Source organism: Streptomyces bobili (genome assembly GCF_002154575.1).
Classification (GTDB): Bacteria; Actinomycetota; Actinomycetes; order Streptomycetales; family Streptomycetaceae; genus Streptomyces; species Streptomyces bobili.
The window spans coordinates 1-20305 of record NZ_MUBA01000341.1; the positions used below are offsets into that span (position 1 = coordinate 1).

Annotated in this window: 17 protein-coding genes and 1 pseudogene; 5 read left to right on the forward strand and 13 right to left on the reverse strand. The window is 69.7% G+C overall.

What is annotated here, in order from left to right:
- The 12 genes from BZL64_RS25680 to BZL64_RS25735 form a co-directional block, all read right to left on the reverse strand.
- Positions 1 to 398: ATP-binding cassette domain-containing protein (locus BZL64_RS25680; protein WP_143663318.1), on the reverse strand; the 398-nt coding region annotated here is incomplete at its 3' end.
- 62 nt (positions 399 to 460) lie between these two features.
- Positions 461 to 1303 (reverse strand): DUF4097 family beta strand repeat-containing protein, encoded by an 843-nt coding sequence (locus tag BZL64_RS25685; RefSeq protein ID WP_086771564.1) that lies wholly within the window; start codon positions 1301 to 1303, stop codon positions 461 to 463.
- Between the two features lie 94 nt (positions 1304 to 1397).
- Positions 1398 to 1916 (reverse strand): toxin-antitoxin system HicB family antitoxin, encoded by a 519-nt coding sequence (locus tag BZL64_RS25690; RefSeq protein ID WP_086771565.1) that lies wholly within the window; start codon positions 1914 to 1916, stop codon positions 1398 to 1400.
- Positions 1917 to 2193: 277 nt separating this feature from the next.
- A complete protein-coding gene (locus BZL64_RS25695; protein ID WP_086771566.1) occupies positions 2194 to 4746 on the reverse strand; it encodes a sensor histidine kinase in 2553 nt (850 codons plus the stop codon).
- A 2-nt stretch (positions 4747 to 4748) separates the two neighbouring features.
- Positions 4749 to 5432: a response regulator gene (locus BZL64_RS25700; RefSeq protein ID WP_086771567.1), complete on the reverse strand. Its 684-nt coding sequence runs from the start codon at positions 5430 to 5432 to the stop codon at positions 4749 to 4751.
- 116 nt (positions 5433 to 5548) lie between these two features.
- The gene (locus BZL64_RS25705) at positions 5549 to 6217 is read right to left on the reverse strand and encodes a potassium-transporting ATPase subunit C (RefSeq protein WP_086771568.1); all 669 of its coding nucleotides are present in this window, start codon (positions 6215 to 6217) and stop codon (positions 5549 to 5551) included.
- Positions 6218 to 6222: 5 nt separating this feature from the next.
- Entirely contained in the window at positions 6223 to 8316 is a 2094-nt protein-coding gene (gene kdpB / locus BZL64_RS25710; protein ID WP_086771569.1) for a potassium-transporting ATPase subunit KdpB, read from the reverse strand.
- Between the two features lie 29 nt (positions 8317 to 8345).
- A complete protein-coding gene (kdpA, locus tag BZL64_RS25715; protein WP_086771570.1) occupies positions 8346 to 10010 on the reverse strand; it encodes a potassium-transporting ATPase subunit KdpA in 1665 nt (554 codons plus the stop codon).
- A gap of 7 nt (positions 10011 to 10017) precedes the next feature.
- Positions 10018 to 10107 (reverse strand): K(+)-transporting ATPase subunit F, encoded by a 90-nt coding sequence (kdpF, locus tag BZL64_RS25720; protein ID WP_055535527.1) that lies wholly within the window; start codon positions 10105 to 10107, stop codon positions 10018 to 10020.
- Complete coding sequence (locus BZL64_RS39905; protein ID WP_158101562.1) at positions 10104 to 10277, reverse strand: hypothetical protein; 174 nt, start codon at positions 10275 to 10277, stop codon at positions 10104 to 10106. The genes kdpF and BZL64_RS39905 overlap by 4 nt, the downstream gene beginning before the upstream one ends.
- A gap of 296 nt (positions 10278 to 10573) precedes the next feature.
- Positions 10574 to 11536 carry an SMP-30/gluconolactonase/LRE family protein gene (locus BZL64_RS25730; protein ID WP_086771572.1) on the reverse strand — a complete coding sequence of 321 codons (963 nt, stop codon included), beginning with the start codon at positions 11534 to 11536 and terminating at the stop codon, positions 10574 to 10576.
- A 121-nt stretch (positions 11537 to 11657) separates the two neighbouring features.
- Entirely contained in the window at positions 11658 to 12542 is an 885-nt protein-coding gene (locus BZL64_RS25735; RefSeq protein WP_086771573.1) for a helix-turn-helix domain-containing protein, read from the reverse strand.
- Between the two features lie 45 nt (positions 12543 to 12587).
- On the opposite strand from BZL64_RS25735, the gene BZL64_RS25740 reads away from it, so the two are divergent.
- On the forward strand, positions 12588 to 13214 hold the full coding sequence (locus BZL64_RS25740) for an SRPBCC family protein (protein WP_086771574.1): 627 nt from the start codon (positions 12588 to 12590) through the stop codon (positions 13212 to 13214).
- Positions 13215 to 13845: 631 nt separating this feature from the next.
- On the opposite strand, the gene BZL64_RS25745 is transcribed toward BZL64_RS25740, so the two are convergent.
- Positions 13846 to 14223: a winged helix-turn-helix transcriptional regulator gene (locus BZL64_RS25745; protein ID WP_086771575.1), complete on the reverse strand. Its 378-nt coding sequence runs from the start codon at positions 14221 to 14223 to the stop codon at positions 13846 to 13848.
- 270 nt (positions 14224 to 14493) lie between these two features.
- Between BZL64_RS25745 and BZL64_RS25750 the strand changes: the two genes are divergently transcribed.
- The 4 genes and pseudogenes from BZL64_RS25750 to BZL64_RS39150 form a co-directional block, all read left to right on the forward strand.
- A complete protein-coding gene (locus tag BZL64_RS25750; protein WP_086771576.1) occupies positions 14494 to 15399 on the forward strand; it encodes an NADP-dependent oxidoreductase in 906 nt (301 codons plus the stop codon).
- A gap of 402 nt (positions 15400 to 15801) precedes the next feature.
- The gene (locus BZL64_RS25755; RefSeq protein ID WP_086771577.1) at positions 15802 to 17943 is read left to right on the forward strand and encodes a nucleotidyltransferase family protein; all 2142 of its coding nucleotides are present in this window, start codon (positions 15802 to 15804) and stop codon (positions 17941 to 17943) included.
- Between the two features lie 5 nt (positions 17944 to 17948).
- The gene (locus tag BZL64_RS25760) at positions 17949 to 19586 is read left to right on the forward strand and encodes a type 1 periplasmic-binding domain-containing protein (RefSeq protein WP_086771578.1); all 1638 of its coding nucleotides are present in this window, start codon (positions 17949 to 17951) and stop codon (positions 19584 to 19586) included.
- 575 nt (positions 19587 to 20161) lie between these two features.
- A pseudogene (locus tag BZL64_RS39150) lies at positions 20162 to 20305 on the forward strand (dihydroxyacetone kinase subunit DhaK); the annotation flags it as partial.

The following is a 20305-nucleotide window of genomic DNA, read 5'->3' on the forward strand; positions in this document are numbered from 1 at the left end:
GCGGCCACCTTCCGCCCCTCGCTCTTGGGGAGGTGGTGCAGGTCCGCCATGAGGAACATGTTCTCCTCGCCGGTGATCAGGCCGTCGACGGCGGAGAACTGACCCGTCACACCGATCGCCGCCCGCACGCCGTCAGGTGACGCGGCGACGTCATGGCCCGCGACCTGGGCCTGCCCGCTGTCGGCGGTGATGAGCGTGGACAGGATCTTCACGACGGTGGTCTTGCCGGCCCCGTTCGGGCCGAGCAGCGCGAAGACGGACCCGGCCGGGATGTGCAGATCGATGCCGTCGAGGACGGTCTTGTCGCCGTACGACTTGCGCAGACCGAGGGCGGAGACGGCGGGCGGCGACGCGGGACCGTCCCCTCGACTGGACGCGGGCATGACAGATGAAGGCATGTGGTCCTCCCCTTCGAAGGGTGAAGTGACTGGGATGAGGGGCGAGTTCTCGGGGCCAGGGCTCAGCCCTTGGCGCGGAGGACATCGATGTTGCCCCAGTTGGTCCGTGCGCGGACCTTGACGGTGTCCTCGGTCTGCTCCGGGGCCTCGGACGCGGCGAGCGCGTTGCGTACCTGACCGCGGTTGGAGCTGACGTCGAGCCAGGCGGCGGCGCCCTCACGGATGCCGACCTCGATGGAGCCGTTGGAGGTCTCCAACTGGACGGTGCCACGGGCGACTTCGGCGACGCGAAGGAGGCCGTTGGTGGTGGTGCCGGTGACCGACGCCTCTGCGCGCCTGATGTCGATGGCGCCGTTGGCGCCGTTCACTCGCAGTTCGCCGGTCACGGCGCCGACGGTCGTGGCGCCGTGCGAGTTCTTCAGGACGGCGGGGCCGTCGACGAGGCCGACGCGCACGTCGCCGGTGCTGCTGGTGATCTCGGCCATGCCTTCGACCCGGTCGACGATGGTCGAGCCGTGCGACGCCTTCAGTTGCAGCGGGCCGGTGGTGTCGAGGCGGACGTCGCCGGCCGAGGTCTTCACGCGGACCTCGCCGAGCCGGCCCTCGCCGAGCACCCTGGCCCCGGCGCCGGTCACGTCGATGTTCGAGCCCGTGGGCAGTTCCACCGTCACGTCGACGGTGCCGCCGCGCCCGAGCAGATTGGCCTTGGGCGTGGTGACGGTCAGGGTGCCGCTCGCGTAGGCGACCTCGGTCTGGTCGGCCGCCCGTACGTCCAGGTCCTTCTTCGGGTCGCGGGGCCGCACCTCGACGACGGTGTCGAGGCGGTCGCCCGCGGTGAACTGGAGGGAACCGGCGTACACGTAGGCGGTGACCGAGATCGGTTCGGGAGTGTCGAAAGAAGGCATGGCTGTCCCGTCCTCTTGAGTCTTCGGAGCGTCCCCGCTGGTGGGACGTGGTGTGGGTGCTGTGCTTTTGCTGGGGGTGCGGGCGGTGGCGCGGTTAGCGCACCCAGCCCGTGAAGCTCTGTCCGACGTTCTGGGTCTTCTCCGTCGTACGTGGCCGGGTGCCGCCGTCGACCGCGGCCGAGACGGCGCGCACCAGCCACGCGTTGACCGACAGACCCTCGCGGGTCGCGGCCTCCTCGGCGCGGGACTTGAGGTGGGTCGGCAGCCGCAGGTTGACGCGGGCGGTGCCGCCCTCGTCGCCTTCAGCGGGGGCCAGGGTCCTGAGTGGTTCGACGGGCGCGGCGGGCTCCGCGAGGGCGCCGCCGTAGATGGGCGGGGGCGTCACCACGAAGTCGGGATCGAGCCCGCGCAACCGTACGTCGACCGAGCCGGGGGCGAGTTCGCGGGTGATCTCGTCCATCGCGGCGGACAGCACATTGAGCAAGGTCAGCCGAGTCGCCGACTCCAGAGGAGCGGTGAGCCTCTCTGCCAGCTGGCGGGCTTCGTCGCCGCCGGCTTCGGCGGCCACCGCGAGTTCACGGCGGAGGGAGTCGACATACGGAGTCAGGTCCATGGCGCCATGATGGCACCACCATGGCGCCACATGCAAGCCGTGCGGCGACACACCTGGATCAGCCAGCTCACGCAACCACTCTGAGCTGCGAAAACATACTGGCGCCCACCTGAGTCAGGGTGGCGCCCTGCTCGCCAATGAGCCTTTGGGAGCAGGGAACGGCGCCAGGCGACACCGGATGGCACCAAGCCGCGCCACTCGCGACATCATGTGACGCCATCCGACCCATGGACAGGGACCCCAAGTGACGGGAAGGGCCCCTCTTCACGCGCCTGCCTCAGGACGTGGCCGCGGCCGGCAGGTCCGATGCCGATGCCGATGCCGAAGACAGGCTCGCCGCCCTTGGCAGGCTCAGCACCATGGTGAGGCCGCCGCCCGGCGTGTCTTCGGCGTGCAGGGTGCCGCCGATGGCCTCGGCGAAGCCGCGGGCGACCGCGAGGCCGAGGCCGACGCCATTGCCGCGCGGGGAGTCGCCGTAGCGCTGGAAGGGTTCGAAGATGCGGTCCTTGGCTTCGTCGGGGACGCCCGGACCGCGGTCCACGACGCGCACCTCCACCCGGTCCGCGATGGCGCTCGCCGACACCAGTACGGGGGTGTCCGCCGGACTGTATTTCACCGCGTTCTCGACGATGTTGGCGACGGACCGTTCCAGGAGTCCCCGGTCGACGTCGACCATGGGCAGGGTTTCCGGGATGTCGAGTTCCACGCCGGCATCGGGTACACCGCCGAGCGCCATGGGCACTACCTCGTCGAGGTCGGTCTCGCGGATGATCGGGCTGACCGTGCCGGTCTGGAGGCGGGACATGTCGAGGAGGTTGCCGACGAGGTGGTCGAGGCGGTCGGCGCCGTCCTCGATGGCCTCCAGCAGGTCCGCCTGGTCCTGCTGCGACCACTCGACGTCGTCGGAGCGCAGGGAGGTGACCGCGGCCTTGATCCCGGCCAGCGGGGTACGCAGGTCGTGGCTGACAGCGGCCAGCAGGGCGGTGCGGATGCGGTTGCCCTCGGCCAGCGCCCGAGCCCGGTCGGCTTCCTCCTGGAGCCTGCGACGGTCCAGGACGACGACGGCCTGTGCGGCGAAGGCCGCGAGCACTCGCCGGTCCTCGGCCGGCAGGACGCGTCCGGTCAGGGCCAGCGCCATATGGTCGCCGACCGGTACGTCGACGTCCGCGTCGTCGGGGACCGCGCAGGGCCGCGGGCCCACGCTGCCGGCGCAGGTCCAGGGCGCCACGTCACTCTCGCGCTCCAGGAGAGCCACCGACTCCATGCCGAAGGTCTCGCGGACGCGTTCGAGGAGCGCTTCCAGGCTGGTCTCGCCGCGCAGGACGTTGCCGGCCAGGAAGGAAAGGATCTCGGACTCGGCACGCAGCCGCGCCGCCTGGTGGGTGCGGCGGGCGGCCAGGTCGACGACGGAGGCCACGGAGACGGCGACCCCGACGAATATGGCTATGGCGACGATGTTCTTCGGGTCGGCGATGGTGAGGGTGTGCACGGGCGGGGTGAAGTACCAGTTCAGCAGCAGGGAACCGGTCGCCGCCGAGGCCAGGGCGGGGAAGAGGCCTCCCAGCAGGGCCGCCGCCACCGTCATGGCCAGGAAGAGCAGCATGTCGTTGGCGAGCCCGACGTTGGGGAACAGGCTGCTCAGCACCCAGGTCAGCAGGAGGGGTCCGCCGAGGCCGGCGAGCCGGCCCCAGATCAGGCGGGACCGGCCGAGGCGTGCGCCGCGGGCGACCGGAAGTCCTCGTCCCTTGCCGACCTCGTCGTGGGTGATGAGGTGCACGTCGAGGTCCGGCCCGGATTCGCGGGCGACCGTGGCACCGACGCCCGGTCCGAAGACGTACTGCCATCCCTTGCGCCTGGATACGCCGAGGACGATCTGGGTGGCGTTGACCCCGCGCGAGAAGTCGAGGAGCGCGACCGGTATGTCGTCGCCGACGACGTGGTGGAAGGTGCCGCCGAGGTCCTCGACGAGGGTGCGCTGGACGGCCAGTTCCTTCGGGGAGGCAGCGGTCAGGCCGTCGCTGCGCGAGATGTAGACGGCCAGCACCTCGCCGCCCGCCCCCTTCTCTGCCAGCCGGGACGCGCGGCGGATCAGCGTGCGGCCCTCGGGGCCGCCGGTCAGGCCGACGACGATCCGCTCGCGCGAGCCCCAGATCGCGGAGACCCGGTGCTCGCTGCGGTACTCGGTCAGATAGGCGTCGACCCGGTCGGCCACCCACAGCAGCGCCAGCTCGCGCAGGGCCGTGAGGTTGCCGGGCCGGAAGTAGTTGGACAGGGCCGCGTCGACCTTGTCGGACTTGTAGATGTTGCCGTGCGCCATGCGTCGGCGCAGCGCCTGCGGGGACATGTCGACCAGTTCGATCTGGTCGGCCCGGCGTACGACCTCGTCCGGCACGGTCTCCCGCTGCCGTACGCCGGTGATCGACTCCACGACGTCACCGAGCGACTCCAGGTGCTGGATGTTGACCGTCGAGACGACGTCGATACCGGCGGCGAGCAGTTCCTCCACGTCCTGCCAGCGCTTGTCGTTGCGCGAGCCGGGAATGTTGGTATGAGCCAGTTCGTCCACCAGCGCCACTTGGGGGCGGCGCGCGAGGACCGCCTCCACGTCCATCTCCGTGAACGTGCTGTCCCGGTAGGCCAGTTCCTTGCGCGGGATCTGCTCCAGGCCGTGCAGCATGACCTCGGTGCGCGGCCGGTGGTGGTGCTCCACGAAGGCGACCACGCAGTCGGTTCCCCGCTCCACGCGTCGGTGCGCCTCGGAGAGCATGGCGTAGGTCTTGCCGACGCCGGGGGCCGCGCCGAGGTAGATCCGGAGCTTGCCGCGTGCCATGTTCATCCTTCGAAGCGGTAGCCCATGCCGGGCTCGGTGATGAGGTAGCGGGGGTGGGCGGGGTCTGTTTCCAGTTTGCGCCGCAGCTGGGCCATGTAGACCCGCAGGTAGTTGGTCTTGTTGCTCTCGGAGGCGCCCCAGACTTCCAGGAGCAGGTGCTTCTGCGAGATGAGCCGTCCGGGGTTGGTGACCAGGATCTCCAGCAGGTGCCACTCGGTGGGCGTGAGCCGTACGTCGTGATCGCCCCGTACGGCCTTCTTGGCCAGCAGGTCGATGGTGAAGCCGGCGGTCTCGACGAGCGTCGTACCGGGTTCGAGCGGTGCCTCCTCGGTGCGGCGGACGGCGGCCCGCAGCCGGGCGAGCAGTTCGTTCATGCTGAACGGCTTGGTGATGTAGTCGTCGGCACCTGCGTCGAGCGCGGCGACCTTCTCGTCGGACCCCTGCCGGGCGGACAGCACCAGAATGGGTACACGGGTCCAGCCACGCAGACCCTTGATGACATCGACGCCGTTCATGTCGGGCAGTCCGAGATCGAGCAGGACCACGTCGGGCTGACGCGCGGCGGCGAGCCGGAGAGCGGTGGTGCCGTCGGGGGCCGCGTCGACCCCGTACCGGCGTGCCTGGAGATTGATGACGAGGGCCCGCACGAGCTGCGGGTCGTCCTCCACCACCAGCACCCGTGTCATGGGAGTTCGCCTTTCCTGTCGTACGTCGTCGGGCCCTGCCGGCTCGATGACGGCGGGAGTCGGCCGGCCCGGATCGCTCCCGGACCGCCGACTCCCCCGTGGGACGTGTAATGCCATCAGCTCTTCGCCAGGAGTTCCCTGAGCGCGGTGTTGAGCTCCAGGACGTTCACTCGCGGCTCGCCCATGAAGCCGAGGGTGCGGCCCTCGGTGTGGTCATCGACCAGCTTCTCCACCCGGTCCACGGGGAGGCCGTTCTTCTCGGCGACCCGGTGGACCTGGATGTCCGCGTACTGCGGGGAGATGTCCGGGTCGAGGCCGGAACCGGAGGAGGTCACCGCGTCGGCGGGCACCTCGGACGGCTTCACGGTGTAGCCGTTCACCGAATTGTCCTTGACGACGGCGGCCTTGGCGGCGGTCACCCAGTCGACCAGGTCCTCGTTGTCGGCGGACCGGTTGGTGGCGCCGGACAGAATCAGGCTGTACCGGGTGTTGACGCTGTTGGTGCCGAGGCCGTTCTGCGGACGCCCCTGGAACCACTTCAGGTCCGGCATCGGGGTCTCCTGGCCCTTCTTGAGCGGCAGGTTGTACGACTGCCCGATGAGGGACGAGCCGACGACCTTGCCGTCCGATGTGATCTCGGAGCCGTTGGCCTGGTCGCGGAACAATCCCTGGGCGATACCGGTGACGACCAGCGGGTAGATGACGCCGGTCACCAGGGTCAGCACGAGCAGCGCTCGCAGGCCCGCCCAGAGCAACCGGGCGGTGTTGGTTACGGAGTTGTTCATGGCCTTCAGCCGATCCCGGGGATGAGGGAGATGAGCAGGTCGATGAGCTTGATGCCGACGAAGGGGGCGATCAGGCCGCCCAGGCCGTAGATCGTCAGGTTGCGCCGGAGCATCTTGTCGGCGCTGACGGGCCGGTACTGCACGCCCTTCAGGGAGAGCGGGACCAGCGCGATGATGATCAGCGCGTTGAAGATGACGGCGGAGAGAATGGCGGAGTCCGGTGAGGACAGGCCCATGATGTTGAGCTTGTCCAGGCCCGGGTAGACCGCGGCGAACAGCGCCGGGATGATCGCGAAGTACTTGGCGACGTCGTTGGCGATGGAGAACGTCGTCAACGCGCCCCGTGTGATGAGGAGTTGCTTACCGATCTCGACGATCTCGATGAGTTTGGTCGGGTTGGAGTCGAGGTCGACCATGTTGCCGGCCTCCTTGGCGGCCGACGTGCCGGTGTTCATCGCCACGCCGACATCCGCCTGGGCCAGCGCGGGTGCGTCGTTGGTGCCGTCGCCGGTCATCGCGACGAGCTTGCCGCCCGCCTGCTCCCGCTTGATGAGCGCCATCTTGTCCTCGGGGGTGGCCTCCGCGAGGAAGTCGTCGACGCCGGCCTCCTCGGCGATCGCCTTGGCCGTCAGCGGGTTGTCGCCCGTGATCATGATTGTCTTGATGCCCATGCGGCGCAGCTCATCGAACCGCTCCCGCATGCCGTCCTTGACGACGTCCTTGAGGTGGATGACGCCGAGAACACGGGCGCCCTGCTCGTCCTCGACCGCGACGAGCAGCGGGGTGCCGCCGGCCTGGGAGATCCGGTTGGAGATCGTGTCGGCGTCGTCGGCGACCGTACCCTCCTGCTCCTTCACCCAGGCGACGACCGAACCGGCGGCGCCCTTGCGGATCCTGCGCCCGTCGACGTCCACGCCCGACATGCGGGTCTGCGCGGTGAAGGGGATCCACTCGGCACCGAACAGCTCGCCCTGGTGGCGCTCGCGCAGCCCGTGATTCTCCTTCGCCAGTACGACGATGGAGCGGCCCTCGGGTGTCTCGTCGGCCAGCGACGACAGCTGGGCGGCGTCGGCGAGTTCGGCCTCCGTCGTCCCGCCCACCGGCACGAACTCGGACGCCTGCCGGTTGCCCAACGTGATGGTGCCGGTCTTGTCGAGCAGCAGGGTGGAGACGTCACCGGCCGCCTCGACCGCGCGCCCCGACATGGCGAGCACGTTGCGCTGCACCAGCCGGTCCATGCCCGCGATGCCGATCGCGGAGAGCAGGGCGCCGATCGTGGTCGGGATCAGACAGACCAGGAGGGCCACCAGCACGACCATGTTCAGGTGGGTGCCCGCGTAGTCCGCGAGCGGCGGCAAGGTGGCCACCGCCAGCAGGAAGACGATGGTCAGCGAGGCGAGCAGGATGTTCAGCGCGATCTCGTTGGGCGTCTTCTGCCGTGCGGCGCCCTCGACCAGGTTGATCATCCGGTCGATGAAGGTCTCCCCCGGCTTCGTCGTGATCTTGACGACGATCCGGTCGGAGAGCACCTTCGTGCCGCCGGTGACGGCGGACCGGTCACCGCCGGACTCGCGGATGACGGGGGCCGACTCGCCGGTGATCGCCGACTCGTCGACGGAGGCCACGCCCTCGACGACGTCACCGTCGCCGGGGATGACGTCACCCGCCTCGCAGACGACCCGGTCGCCGATACGCAGTTCGGTGCCTGGCACCTGCTCCTCGGACTCGCCAACGAGCCGTCGGGCCACCGTGTCGGTCTTGGCCCTGCGCAGGGTGTCGGCCTGGGCCTTGCCCCGGCCCTCGGCGACCGCCTCCGCCAGATTGGCGAAGATCACGGTGAGCCAGAGCCAGGCGCTGATCGTCCAGCCGAACCAGTCGCCCGGATCCTTGAAGGAGAACACCGTCGTCAGTACGGACCCGATCCACACCACGAACATCACGGGTGACTTGACCATCACCCGCGGGTCGGTCTTGCGCAGAGCGGCCGGCAGCGATTTCAGCAACTGCTTCGGGTCGAAAAGGCCCGCGCCGACCCTGCTCTCCTTGTGACCGGTGGGGACGTCCTGGTGGGGTGCCCGGGTGGGAGTGGCTGTGGGCATCGGGTCTTCTTGCTTCGTTACGTCGGTCGTCATGACGCCAGCCCCTCGGCGAGCGGTCCCAGCGCGAGAGCCGGGAAGTAGGTCAGACCGGTGATGATCAGGATCGCACCCACCAGAAGACCCGTGAACAGCGGCTTCTCGGTGCGCAACGTGCCCGCGGTGGCCGGTACCGGCTTCTGCTCGGCGAGCGAGCCCGCCAGCGCCAGCACGAACACCATCGGCAGGAACCGGCCCAGGATCATCGCCAGGCCCAGGGTGCTGTTGAACCACTGCGTGTCCGCGTTCAGGCCGGCGAACGCCGAGCCGTTGTTGTTGGAGGCGGACGTGTAGGCGTAGAGGATCTCGGAGAATCCGTGCGCGCCGCTGTTGGTCATCGAATGGCCCGGGGTCGGCAGCGCCATCGCGACAGCGGTGAAGATGAGCACCAGGGCCGGGGTGATCAGGATGTAGCAGGCCGCGAACTTGATCTCGCGGGTGCCGATCTTCTTGCCCAGGTACTCGGGCGTGCGGCCGACCATCAGGCCGGCGATGAACACCGCGATGACCGCCATGATCAACATGCCGTAGAGGCCGGAGCCGGTGCCGCCGGGCGCGATCTCGCCGAGCTGCATGCCGAGCATCGTGATGCCGCCGCCCAGCCCGGTGAAGGAGGAGTGGAAGGAGTCCACGGCGCCGGTCGAGGTGAGCGTGGTGGACACCGCGAAGATCGACGAGGCGCCGACCCCGATGCGGGTCTCCTTGCCCTCCATCGCACCCCCGGCCATCTGGAACGCCGGTCCGTGGTGCGCGAACTCGGTCCACATCATCAGCGCGATGAAGCCGACCCAGATGGTGCCCATGGTGGCGAGGATCGCGTAGCCCTGCTTGACGGAGCCGACCATGATGCCGAAGGTGCGGGTCAGCGCGAACGGGATGACCAGCAGAAGGAAGATCTCGAAGAGGTTCGTGAACGGTGTCGGGTTCTCGAACGGGTGCGCGCTGTTGGCGTTGAAGTAGCCGCCACCGTTGGTGCCGATCTCCTTGATGGCCTCCTGCGAGGCGACCGCCCCGCCGTTCCACTGCTGGTCGCCGCCCATGAACTGGCCGACCTCGTGGATACCGGAGAAGTTCTGGATGGCGCCGCAGGCGACCAGTACGATCGCGGCGACGACGGAGAGCGGCAGCAGGATGCGGGTCACACCGCGCACCAGGTCCGACCAGAAGTTGCCGAGCTCACCGGTCCGGGACCGGGCGAAGCCCCGGACCAGCGCCACCGCCACCGCGATGCCGACGGCCGCGGAGACGAAGTTCTGCACGGCCAGACCGGCGGTCTGTACGACGTGGCCCATGGCCTGCTCGCCGTAGTACGACTGCCAGTTGGTGTTCGTGACGAAGGACGCGGCGGTGTTGAACGCCTGGTCCGGGTCGATCGCCTTGAAGCCGAGCGAACCGGGCAGCACGCCCTGCAGCCGCTGGAGCAGATAGAGGAAGAGGACGCCCACCGCCGAGAAGGCGAGGACACCGCGCAGGTAGGCCGGCCAGCGCATCTCGGTGTTCGGGTCGGCACCGATGCCCTTGTAGATCCACTTCTCCACGCGCCAGTGCTTGTCGGAGGAGTAGACCTTGGCCATGTGGTTGCCGAGGGGGACGTAGGCGAGCGCGAGCGCCGCTATGAGCGCGAGCAGCTGGAGCACGCCGGCGAGGACGGGGCCCATGGCGATCTCAGAACCTCTCCGGGAAGATCAGGGCGAGGACGAGGTAGCCCAGCAGGGCGACGGCCACGATCAGGCCGACCATGTTCTCGGCGGTCACAGCTTCGTCACCCCTTTGGCGACGAGGGCCACGAGCGCGAACACCGCGACTGTGGTGACGACGAAGGCCAGATCGGCCATCGCGAACTCCTGGAGTGAGGTTCGGGTGGAACGGACGATTAGAGGAAACCGCCCTTCTGGCCGGATCCCGCGTTCCTTGACGCGTCTCATACGGCGGACCCCACACCTTTGACGGGACTCATACGCCCGGCGGTCCGAACCGGTGGCCTCGCGCACGTACGCGGCAATGGGACGGCCCAGGCTCCGGCTCTCGTGCAACCGGCCACTTCCTCTACGCCCGCTATCAGGGTGGAGCGGAGGCCTCGATCCGGGTGATGGTGACATCACCCACGGTGATATCGCGCACGTCGTGCATGGGGTCTCGGTGGAGTGCAAGTTTGGTCGGGGCCGGTCCGCGGAACCGGTGTGCTCCCCAGGCCGGTGTGCGCCTGGGTGCCGAGCGGGGTTCAGCGGCCCAGTCGGGCGCGGAGGAGGTTGGGGTCCTTCGCGGTGAGGTAGGCAGCGCTCAGGACGTGGACGGTGTTGCCGCGCAGGGCGATGGAGGTGGGGCCCTGGAGGCCGTCGGCGGCGGTCAGGACGGTGGTCCGAGTGCCGTCGGGCCTGATCAGGGCGACCTCGTTGACGGTGTTGAGGGCGGCGATGATCTGGTCGTCGCCACGGCTCGTGAAGGCGAAGTCGTCGATCCCCGTCAGACCGGTGGCGGTGACCTGGGCGGTGCCGGCGCGTTGTCCGGGGAGGATCGGGATGCGGACGATGGTGCCCTCGTCGAGGTTGGTGGCCCAGACCGCCCCGTTGTGGATCTTCAGGCCGTTGGCGCCGAGGAATCCGGCGGGGGCCAGTGCCGGGTCGGTGGACCAGGCGGTGGCGGTGCCGCCGGAGGCGGGCACACGCCAGATGGTTCCGAGGGCGGAGTCGGTGACATACAGCGTGCGGGTGCGGGCGTCCAGGGCCAGACCGTTGGGCAGGCCGGTGGCGGGCAGTGCGGCGATGCGCTGCGGTCGGCCACCCGGCCGCAGGCGCCATACGCCGGTCAGGTCCGCGGTGCCGGTGGCGTAGAGGAAGTACAGGGTGCCGTCGTGGGCTCGGACGATGCCGGTAGTCAGCGGGAAGCCCAGGGCCGGGGTGCGCACGCCGCCGTCGGCGGGTGCGGGCAGGGTGGCCAGGATCCGGACGTCACCGCGGCGGGAGACCGCGGCGATCTGACGGGCCTTGGCGAAGGTGATGTAAGCGGTGCCGTCCGAGGCCAGCGCGATGTTCTCCGGTGTCCGGCCCCTGGCCAGGTCGAAGTGGACGGCGGTACGCGCGTGGTCGAGCGGCGGCGCGGCGGCGGATGCCGGGGCCGGAGCGGCCATCGCGACCGCGATCGCAGCGGCGGCTAGGATCACGGACTTGGGGAGCTTGGTGAACACGGGGTTCCTTCACTGCTTTTCGGGCATGCGGAAGCGGCACGCCTACGCATGGGGTGGATGGTTGCCCGGCCGGGACCGGCCCGCGGGCACGTGCGGGCCGACCGGAGGGAGGGGTGCGGTGTCAGCCGGTGCTGAGACGGCTGTCCGAACGGGCGGGGGCGGTCTGGGCGACGGCCTGGGCGAGGAGGTCCAGGGCGACTCGCGAGGGTGTGCCGGCCGCGGCGGTGGCAGCCACGATGCTGGGCCCCGGCTCCTGGCTCCAAGTCTGCTGCGTGACGGTCAGCGAACCGACCAGCGGGTGCTGCATCTCGTACTCGGCGACCGCGCACGCCTTGACCCGGTGATCGGCCCACATGGACGCGAAGTCCTCACTCCGTGCGCTCAGTTCACCCAGCAGCGTGTGCAGTGCTGCGTCCTGCGGGTACTTGCCCGCCACCAGCCGCAGGTTCCCCACCACCGCCCTGGCCTTGCTCGGCCAGTCTGCGTACAGGTCGCGGGTGTGGGCGTCGAGGAACACCAGCCTGGCCATGTTGGGGCGCTGCGCCGGAATGTCCGGGGCGCCGGGGTCGAGATGCCCGGCGAACAGCGCGTGACCCAGCCGGTTCCACGCCAGGACGTCGCTGCGCCGGCCGATCACGATCGCGGGGACGTGCCCGAGCGCGTCCAGCAGTTGGGTGGCGGCCTGCGTCACGCGCTCCGGTGCGGGGCGGCGCCGCTTGTGGGGTTTGGCCGACCGGGCCAGGTCGTGCAGGTGCCGGCGTTCGGACTCGTCCAGCCGCAGGGCCCGGGCGATCGCGTCCAGCACCTCCGGTGAGGCGTTGAGCGAGTGTCCCTGTTCCAGCCGGGCGTAGTAGGAGGCGCTCACCCCCGCCGCCAGCGCCAACTCCTCGCGGCGAAGCCCCGGCACACGCCGACGCTCACCGTAGGTGGGCACCCCCGCCTCATCGGGGCTCAGCTGGGAGCGCCGCGTCTGCAGGAAGTCCCCGAGCTGTGATTTCCCGTTCATGGCTCTGAGTATGAGACGGCCCGCAGCACACAGCCTCTCCCCGCCATGGATAGGCACCAGCGGGTCTGGCTCGCCGGTCCGGGCCGCGATGAAGTGGGCCTCACCCCGCCGCTCATCCAGGAGGACCCTTTGAGTACCGCCGCCCGCGCACATGACCCCTTCGAGACCCTGAACGCGGCGGATTTCGCCTTCACCAGACGCGCGTGGGTCGACGCCACCCCCGCCCGGGTCTACGACCTCGTCAGCGACGTGCCCGCGATCCGCCGGTGGAGCCCCAACGCCACCGATGTCGCCTTCGACCAGGATGCGGGGCCCCGGGTCGGCGCCTGGTTCAGCGGCCGCAACCACAAGGACGGCAGGCAGTGGACCACTCGCTCCCAGATCGTGCGGGCCGACCCCGGCACCGCCTTCACGTTTGTCGTCGGCGGCGCCGAGGACGGCATCGTGCGATGGAGCTGGACCTTCCGACCCCAGGGACGCGGGACCGTCGTCCAGCAGTCCTGGCAACTCCTGCGCCTCGACCCCGTGCTGGGCACCACTCGCAGCGACCTCGACGCGCTGCGCGACTACATGGCGGACAGCGCCGAAACCACACTGGCCTCCCTCGCCCAATGGATCGCCGCAACACCCCATCCCGAACCCACCCACGGCCCACGCCGGATCTCCGGCTGACCCGCTGCCGGGGCAGCCCGGCGCTCAGTGCGTCCGGCCTTCCGGTCAGCCGTTCCGCGCCGCTCCTGCGGCGCGGACGACGGACAGCGCTCGACCGGGATGCCGATCCGCGCGTACGGGCCGTACGAGCAGGCCGACATCCCAGACCCGTAACCGGGCCCGGCACGGTCCGCGGATCACCGTCGCGCACCGCTGGCCCTCCACCGACCCGCATGACGGCAACCAGGCCCTGATCGACCCGATGTCGCCCGAGCGCAGGCGCCGGATGTCCGACCAGCTGGTCAAGCCGGGCTGCAAGGAGCCCGCGCGCCGCGCTCGACCAGCTCCTCGCTGGAACGGGCCCGCGAGACGCCACCCAGTTGGTGGTTCTGGCCAACGGCTGGAAGCTGCTGACGCCCGAGCAGGCCCACACGCTGCCGAGCGGAGCGAGGCGGCGAGCAGGCCCTCGACACCCGTGGTCCGCGAGGAGCAACCGGCTGCCGCATCGTTCGCCCCGGTGCCCCTGGTCGCCCTGTACGAGGTGCACCACTACGCACGGACGCCGAGCGTGAGGAAGCTGCCGCCCTCGTTCAGGACCGTCAACACAGAGGTGCGGCTCGTCCGGTGCGGCCTGCGCCAACGCAGGTTCGAGTCAGCCGATGGAGGAGATGCCGCCCTCGCGTGCGTCGAGCAGCTCGTCCCAGTGCTCGGTCGCCCATCGGCACGCGGCGGCCAGCGGCTCCAGCGTGCTGCGGCCCAGCGGTGTCAGCGCGTACTCCACCCGCAGTTTGGGGTCGGCGTACACCGTGCGTGACACGAACCCGTTCCGCTCCAAGCCGCGGAGCGACTGGGTGAGCGCCTTCGGGGTGACGCGGCCCAGCGGCACGCGGAGTTCGGAGTATCTGCGCGGACCGTCTTCCAGGCAGCGGACGACCATGGATGCCCATTTGTCACCGAAGCGGAAAGGTAGCAGCGAGGAGGGGCACAGCTCGTCGAACAAGTCGGGTGGCAGCGGTGGCCGTTGCGTCATCAAGGAGCTCCCGTCTCCGGTCTTGGTATCCAGATGGTGACCAACCTTCTGGATATCTTCCGGAGCATCGACTCAACGGCAGGTATTCCGACGACGCGCAGGATCGTGGCTTTCGGGCGGGTGAGGCCCCCCGCCTGCTCGGCCACCTCGCCGATCCGCACCCGGCCGCCTCGGGCCGAAAGGTTGCCGGCGTGGCGATCTGCACCTCATCAGGTAACTGGCGTCGAACGAACACCTTCATTTCGACCTATAAAGGCAAGGCAGGACATTATGCGTGCAGCCCGCTTCCATGAATACGGCGGAGCGGAGAGCCTGGTTGTCGAGCAGGCCCCCGACCCCCACCCCGGACTTGGTGAGATCCGTGTCCGCGTCACGGCGGCCAGCGTCAATCCCATCGACTGGAAGCTGCGCGCCGGCGCCCTGCACCAGCTGATCCCCTTGGAACTGCCCGCCATTCCCGGGCGCGACGCTGCCGGCGTGATCGACGAAATCGGTGACGGAGTACAGGGGGTGAGCATCGGCGACCGCGTCTTCGGGCTGGGCGGTGTCACCGGCTCAACCGCAGAGCTGGTCATCCTCTCGGCCTGGGCCCACGCCCCCGACGCGTGGAACGATGAGCAGGCTGCGGGCGCCGGACTCGCGTCCGTGACCGCGATGCGTGGCCTCAACGCGCTCGACTCCCTCGCGGGGCGCACCCTTCTCGTCGAAGGCGCCGCCGGAGGCGTGGGCAGTGCGGCAGTCGAGATCGCGGTGGCACAAGGTGCCACCGTGATCGGGACAGCCGGCGAACGCAACCACGAGTTCCTCACCTCTCTCGGCGCCGTTCCCACCACCTACGGCCCCGGCCTCGCGCAGCGCCTCTCCGCTCTCGCTCCGCACGGCGTCGACATCGCGCTCGACACCGCGGCCTCCGGATCCCTGATCGACCTCGTCACTATCACGGGCGACCCGACGCGCGTCGCGACGGTCGCCGACCACACAGGCGGGCAGCGCCTGGGCACGCATGTGATCAACGCGGAGAACGACTCCACCCTCCTGTCCGCGGCCGCGGAACTGGGCCGGCAAGGCAGCTACACACCCCGCATCGAACAGACCTATCCCCTCGAGCGGATCGCCGACGCCCACGCGCACGCCGAGCTCGGACGCACACGCGGAAAGATCGTGATCTGCATCTGAAGCGGGGGCATGGCCCGGACGCGCCGGCCCGCCAAGCGACGATCTTGGCGGGCCGGCGCTGACTGCTCAGCTGGGTGCACGCAGACGGCGTGATCTTGGGCAGGGTGTTCCCATCACTGGACGCGAAGGAAGCCGACCGCGGCGACACCGTCATGTACGACGCCACGCCGAGCGCCGACTTCGTGCTGGGCGGCCGTACTCATACCCTCTGGAGCTCAGGCACGTCGGTCCCCACCGCGCCATGAAGCGACGACATGACGCACCAAGGGTTCCCAGCTCCCACCATCAACTTCCTTTCGGGTAAGGGCCGTTGTACTGACTGAAGGTCTCATGTTCCACTAATCTCCATCCACCACTTCGGCCACCCGCTCCGGGGCGGGAGAGCATCCACGGGGGAGATGCGTGTATGAGGACTTGGGCTTCGAGAAACTCCTCGATGCGGACGGTTTCTTCGCACACCTCTTAGGGCGGTCGCCCTCGGGTGCCGACCGCAAGTCGTTGTACGGCCCCGACCTGCCCGTGGTGCTGCTCACCGGCGGCCCGGGAATGGGCAAGGGGCGGCTGCTGCGGGCCGTGCACGACCGTTTCGCCCGCCAGGTGCCGGTGATCCGTCTGGACTGCGCCTCACTGGTGTACGCGGACCGGGCCGGGCCGGAGCCCGGTGCCCGTTCGGCGATGACCGAGGCCCTGGTCGAGGCCGCCCGGCTGCTGCACACCTGGCGGGGAACGGGCGGCGCGTTCACCTTCCCGCGGTTCTTCGCGGGCCTGGCGGTGATCGCGACCGGCGTCGCGGACGACACCGGTCAGGCGATCAGTACAGAGGTCGCGCGGTACGAGGAGCTGATCCAGCAGCCGCGCCTGCTCGGTCTGGGGGCGCGCGACTTCTGGCGCGGCGCGCTCCTCGGGGCCGTACGGAAAATGCTGGAGGTCCTGGCCGGACAGACGCTCGGCCCGTACGGGGCCGCCGCGCTCACCGCGCTGCTCGACTCCCTCTTCGAACGCCTGACGCCGCGGGGCGAGGCGGAACTGACCCGGATCTACGGCGAGTATCCCGGCGCGGCCGGCCAGCCCAAGCACGGGCTGCGCAGGCTCGCCGCCGACTTCCGGACCGGCGACGAGCGGCGGGGGGACGCGGAGCGCTTTCTGTTCCGGGCGCTGCGTGAGGATCTGGAGGCGGCGTACGGCGGCCTGGGGGGCTGGTTGGGCCGGGTCGGCCGCCCGGGACTGCTGCTGGACCACGCCGAAGAACCGTTGGGCGAACGGCTGCTGCGCGCCGTGCTCACCGACCGCCGGGGCGGGCAGCGCGACCGCGTGGTCATCGTGGGCACGGCGCGCCGGGCCGACGGCGGCGACTTCCTGCACGGGGGTCTGCCACCGAGGGAGGTGGCGGCATTCCGGCCCGCGGACGGGGTGCCGGCCACCTGGTCCCGCCGCAGGGATCCGGAGGGGGACCGGGGCCCGCTGTCCGCCGGGGTGCTCCTGTTGCGGATGCCTTTCCTCACCGGCGACCAGCTCCGCCGGGCGACCGAGCGAATACAGCTGGGCGCAGAGCGGGAAGACGGTGCGCATCGCCGCCGTATCACCGCCGCCGTGGCCCAGCTGAGCGGCGGACGGCCTCACACGGTGATCCGGCTGGCCACCGCTGCCGCCGACCACCGGATGGAGACGGATGCCAACGACCGGGCGATCCTGGACGCCATGCTGCACCACCCGGACGGCGCCCCCGAGCGGCCGGTGACGGACGTACTGCTTCAGGAGCTGATCCTCGACCAGCTGCCGGTGCGGCTGCGGGACGAGCACCATGACCAGTGGCTCGATCTCCTCACCCATCTGTCGGTGGCGCACGACCCGGAGTGCGCGGACGTCCTGCTGCGCCATCACCAGGCGGGTCGTGTCCTGCGCCTGACGGCAGATGAGGTCGCGCGGCTGCTCAACGACACCGGGTGGCCCAGCTGCGAGCGGCATTTCATCGGGGACTTCGGCCTGCGCCAGTTGCTGGTGCACCGGCTGTACGGGTTGGAGCGCGACGGTGCCGTCTGGTACGCCGACCACCATCTGCTGCGCGACCACTATGCCGTGAGCGAGCCGCGCGGCGGTGCGTTCCGCTCGGTGACGACCCACCGGATGAACCACCACCTCGTCTCCGGGGGCGTCGACGACGTGGTCCGCCACCTCGCCGCCGCCCTCCCCGGCCGCCCCCGTCAGTGGTGCGAGGAACTGCTGGAGACCGCCCAGGCGCCATATCCGGGCGGGCCGGACGAGCGCCGCAGGCGCGCCCAGGGTCTGGTACGGGTGGACGGACCGCCGCTGCGCCGCACCGTCGACCAACTGCTCCACGCCGTATGGCTGTGCGAGGAGCGCACCAGGCCGACCGGGGGCGAAATGGCCCGCACGCTGGAGCAGTTGCTGAGGCAACTGTCGACCATGGACTTCGACTGCGCCGGAGAACTCGGCCCGACAGCCACCGAGTGGAGCCAACTGGCGGCGAACGAGCAGCCGTTGCTGCGCTGCGACTGTACCGATGCGCTCGGCCGAAGGAGGTAACCGGGATGCCCAGCTGGATACCCAGGTGGAACAGACTGCCCAGGTGGGGAAAGCTCCTCTACGCGCTGGCGGGCGTGGCGGTGCTCGTGACCGCCTGCGTATACGGCGTTCCCGCCCTGCAGAAGCCGGACACCTGCCACAACGGCATCGAGAAGATCGGCGTCGAGTGCATCGGCGTCGACGGCGGCGGCTACGACTTCGGCACACCGGAGATCAGTGCCGTGGCCAAGGCCATCTCGGAGGAGAACACGAGGATCGCGAACCAGCCCCACGTCACCGTGGCGATGATGCTGCCCCTCCAGTCGGACGCGGCGGGGCTGCGGCGGCAGATGCGCAGCGACCTCCAGGGCGCTTATCTGGGACAGCGGCAGGCCAACTCGGGCGAGGGCCAGGTGCCCAAGATCCGGCTGGTGCTGGCCAACCCCGGGCGGAACTACGGCCATCAGGACAAGGTCGTGAGCACGCTGCTCGACATGGCCGAATCCGGCAAGCACAAGCTGCGGACCGTCACGGGCTTCAACCTCACGCTCGACGCCACAGAGGAGGCCGTGGAACGTCTGACGGAAAACGGCGTCCCGGTGCTCGCCTCCCGGATCAGCGGAGACGGGATCGCGAACGTCGACGGGGAGAAGCAACGATTCCCCGGCCTGGCCCGGATCATCCCCACCAACGGCGACGCGGCCGAGGCCCTGGCCAGCTTCAACGGCGAGCGGGGCCGGGAGAACGCCGGGACGGTGCTGGTCTACGACACCCGCCCGGACGCCTACGTCGAGTCGCTGGCGAGCGCGTTCCGGGGGGTCAAGGAGACGGGTCCGGCCGGTCCCGCCGATATGTCCTTCGAATCCCCGGGGATCGACGAGGCCGGCTCGACCGGCAGCCAGTTCGAGCAGATCGCCAACAATATCTGCGGTTCCGCGGCCAACACCGTCTACTTCGCGGGGCGCACCCTGCACCTGCGGATCTTCGCACTCACGCTCGCCAAGCAGACCTGCGCGGACCGGCACTTCACCCTGGTCAGCGGCTCCGACGCCGCCTCGCTGCGGCAGGCCATGTCAGAGAAGGACTGGGCGCAGATGCGCGGCGAGGACGGCGGGGCGAAGGTGACGGTCCAGTACGCCGCCCCCGCGCACCCGGCCGCCTGGGACACCGAACTGGCCGCCTGGACCAAGCGGTGGAAGGCGACCCACGACCGCGAGCCCACCGCGAACGAACTCCCCCACTACCTCGCGGAGCCCAAGGCGGCCCTGGACGCCCTCAACGACCTGATCAAGAGCACGAGCAGGGCAGGCACGGACCTCGGCGCCACCCCGAACCTGGAGGACTCCCGCACCATGCTCGTCTACGACGGCCTCGTCACCATCGGCACGGCCCTGCACGAGGTACAGGGCAACGACGCCGCGCAGGCGCCCAGCCTCACGGACGTCCGCCAGGAGTGGTCGAAACTCCAGTCGGTGCACCGGGTGAGGGGCACGAGTGGCCTGATCTGCCTGACCAGCGGCGGGAATCCGTACGACAAGCCGGTCGCGGTGGTCGAACTGAACCCGGGCCAGGGTGTGCGCGGGACCCTGAAGTTCGTCGGCCTGGGATGGCCCACCGGCAAGGAACAGCCGAAGAACTGCGTGATCCCGAGTGGTACTTCCTGAGACAGCCGACCCCTCTCTCAGCGCACCCCCAGCAGACTCTCGGCGATCCCTCGGTTTGCTGTCGCACGCCTCCCTGCCGGGGTCGGAATGAGCGTGCGTATGGTCCCGAGCGAACGGCACGGCACCGGACGGGACCTTCCCCTCACACCCAAGGCTTCTCCAAGCCTCCGGCTCTTCCGATCCCACCGGCGCCCCGGCCGACCGGTCAGACCATGGACGAGCTCCGTTCCCTCCCCGCCGCGGCCTCACGGAGTCGGCCACTGTCCACACAGCCCGCTCATTCCGGCCCACCCCTCGGGGCCCACGAGGACCCGGCTACGCCACGAGCGTCCGCGCACGTGACCTTCGCTGCCGCAAGGTCGATACTTTCGACAGATGCGCTCTCAGTCGACCCTCGTCCGACCACCACAAGACCTCACGCCTCGTCGCCGAAGTCAGCATTAGCTCAGCGTCACTACCGCCACAACCTGCTTCCGACCACCATGAGACACCAAGATCCACAACGAATGGAACACCCTCTGAGCAGGCATGACGCAAGCCAGAGGGCCACCTTCTAGGCTCACCAGGAGACCCCCATGAAGATGCTGATCAACGTCCCTGAGACCGTGGTCGCCGACGCGCTGAGGGGCATGGCCGTCGCGCATCCCGAACTGACCGTGGACGTCGAGAACCGGGTGATCGTGCGGCGGGACGCTCCGGTGGCGGGGAAGGTGGGGCTG

Bases quoted from the DNA above. Each gene is read 5' to 3' on its own strand.
- BZL64_RS25695 (WP_086771566.1), bottom strand. From the start codon at position 4,746: ATGGCACGCGGCAAGCTCCGGATCTACCTCGGCGCGGCCCCCGGCGTC.
- BZL64_RS25700 (WP_086771567.1), bottom strand. From the start codon at position 5,432: ATGACACGGGTGCTGGTGGTGGAGGACGACCCGCAGCTCGTGCGGGCC.
- BZL64_RS25685 (WP_086771564.1), bottom strand. From the start codon at position 1,303: ATGCCTTCTTTCGACACTCCCGAACCGATCTCGGTCACCGCCTACGTG.
- BZL64_RS25735 (WP_086771573.1), bottom strand. From the start codon at position 12,542: ATGAACGGGAAATCACAGCTCGGGGACTTCCTGCAGACGCGGCGCTCC.
- kdpB (WP_086771569.1), bottom strand. From the start codon at position 8,316: ATGCCCACAGCCACTCCCACCCGGGCACCCCACCAGGACGTCCCCACC.
- BZL64_RS25745 (WP_086771575.1), bottom strand. From the start codon at position 14,223: ATGACGCAACGGCCACCGCTGCCACCCGACTTGTTCGACGAGCTGTGC.
- kdpA (WP_086771570.1), bottom strand. From the start codon at position 10,010: ATGGGCCCCGTCCTCGCCGGCGTGCTCCAGCTGCTCGCGCTCATAGCG.
- BZL64_RS25760 (WP_086771578.1), top strand. From the start codon at position 17,949: ATGCCCAGCTGGATACCCAGGTGGAACAGACTGCCCAGGTGGGGAAAG.
- BZL64_RS25750 (WP_086771576.1), top strand. From the start codon at position 14,494: ATGCGTGCAGCCCGCTTCCATGAATACGGCGGAGCGGAGAGCCTGGTT.
- BZL64_RS25690 (WP_086771565.1), bottom strand. From the start codon at position 1,916: ATGGACCTGACTCCGTATGTCGACTCCCTCCGCCGTGAACTCGCGGTG.
- BZL64_RS25705 (WP_086771568.1), bottom strand. From the start codon at position 6,217: ATGAACAACTCCGTAACCAACACCGCCCGGTTGCTCTGGGCGGGCCTG.
- BZL64_RS39905 (WP_158101562.1), bottom strand. From the start codon at position 10,277: ATGAGACGCGTCAAGGAACGCGGGATCCGGCCAGAAGGGCGGTTTCCT.
- BZL64_RS25740 (WP_086771574.1), top strand. From the start codon at position 12,588: ATGGATAGGCACCAGCGGGTCTGGCTCGCCGGTCCGGGCCGCGATGAA.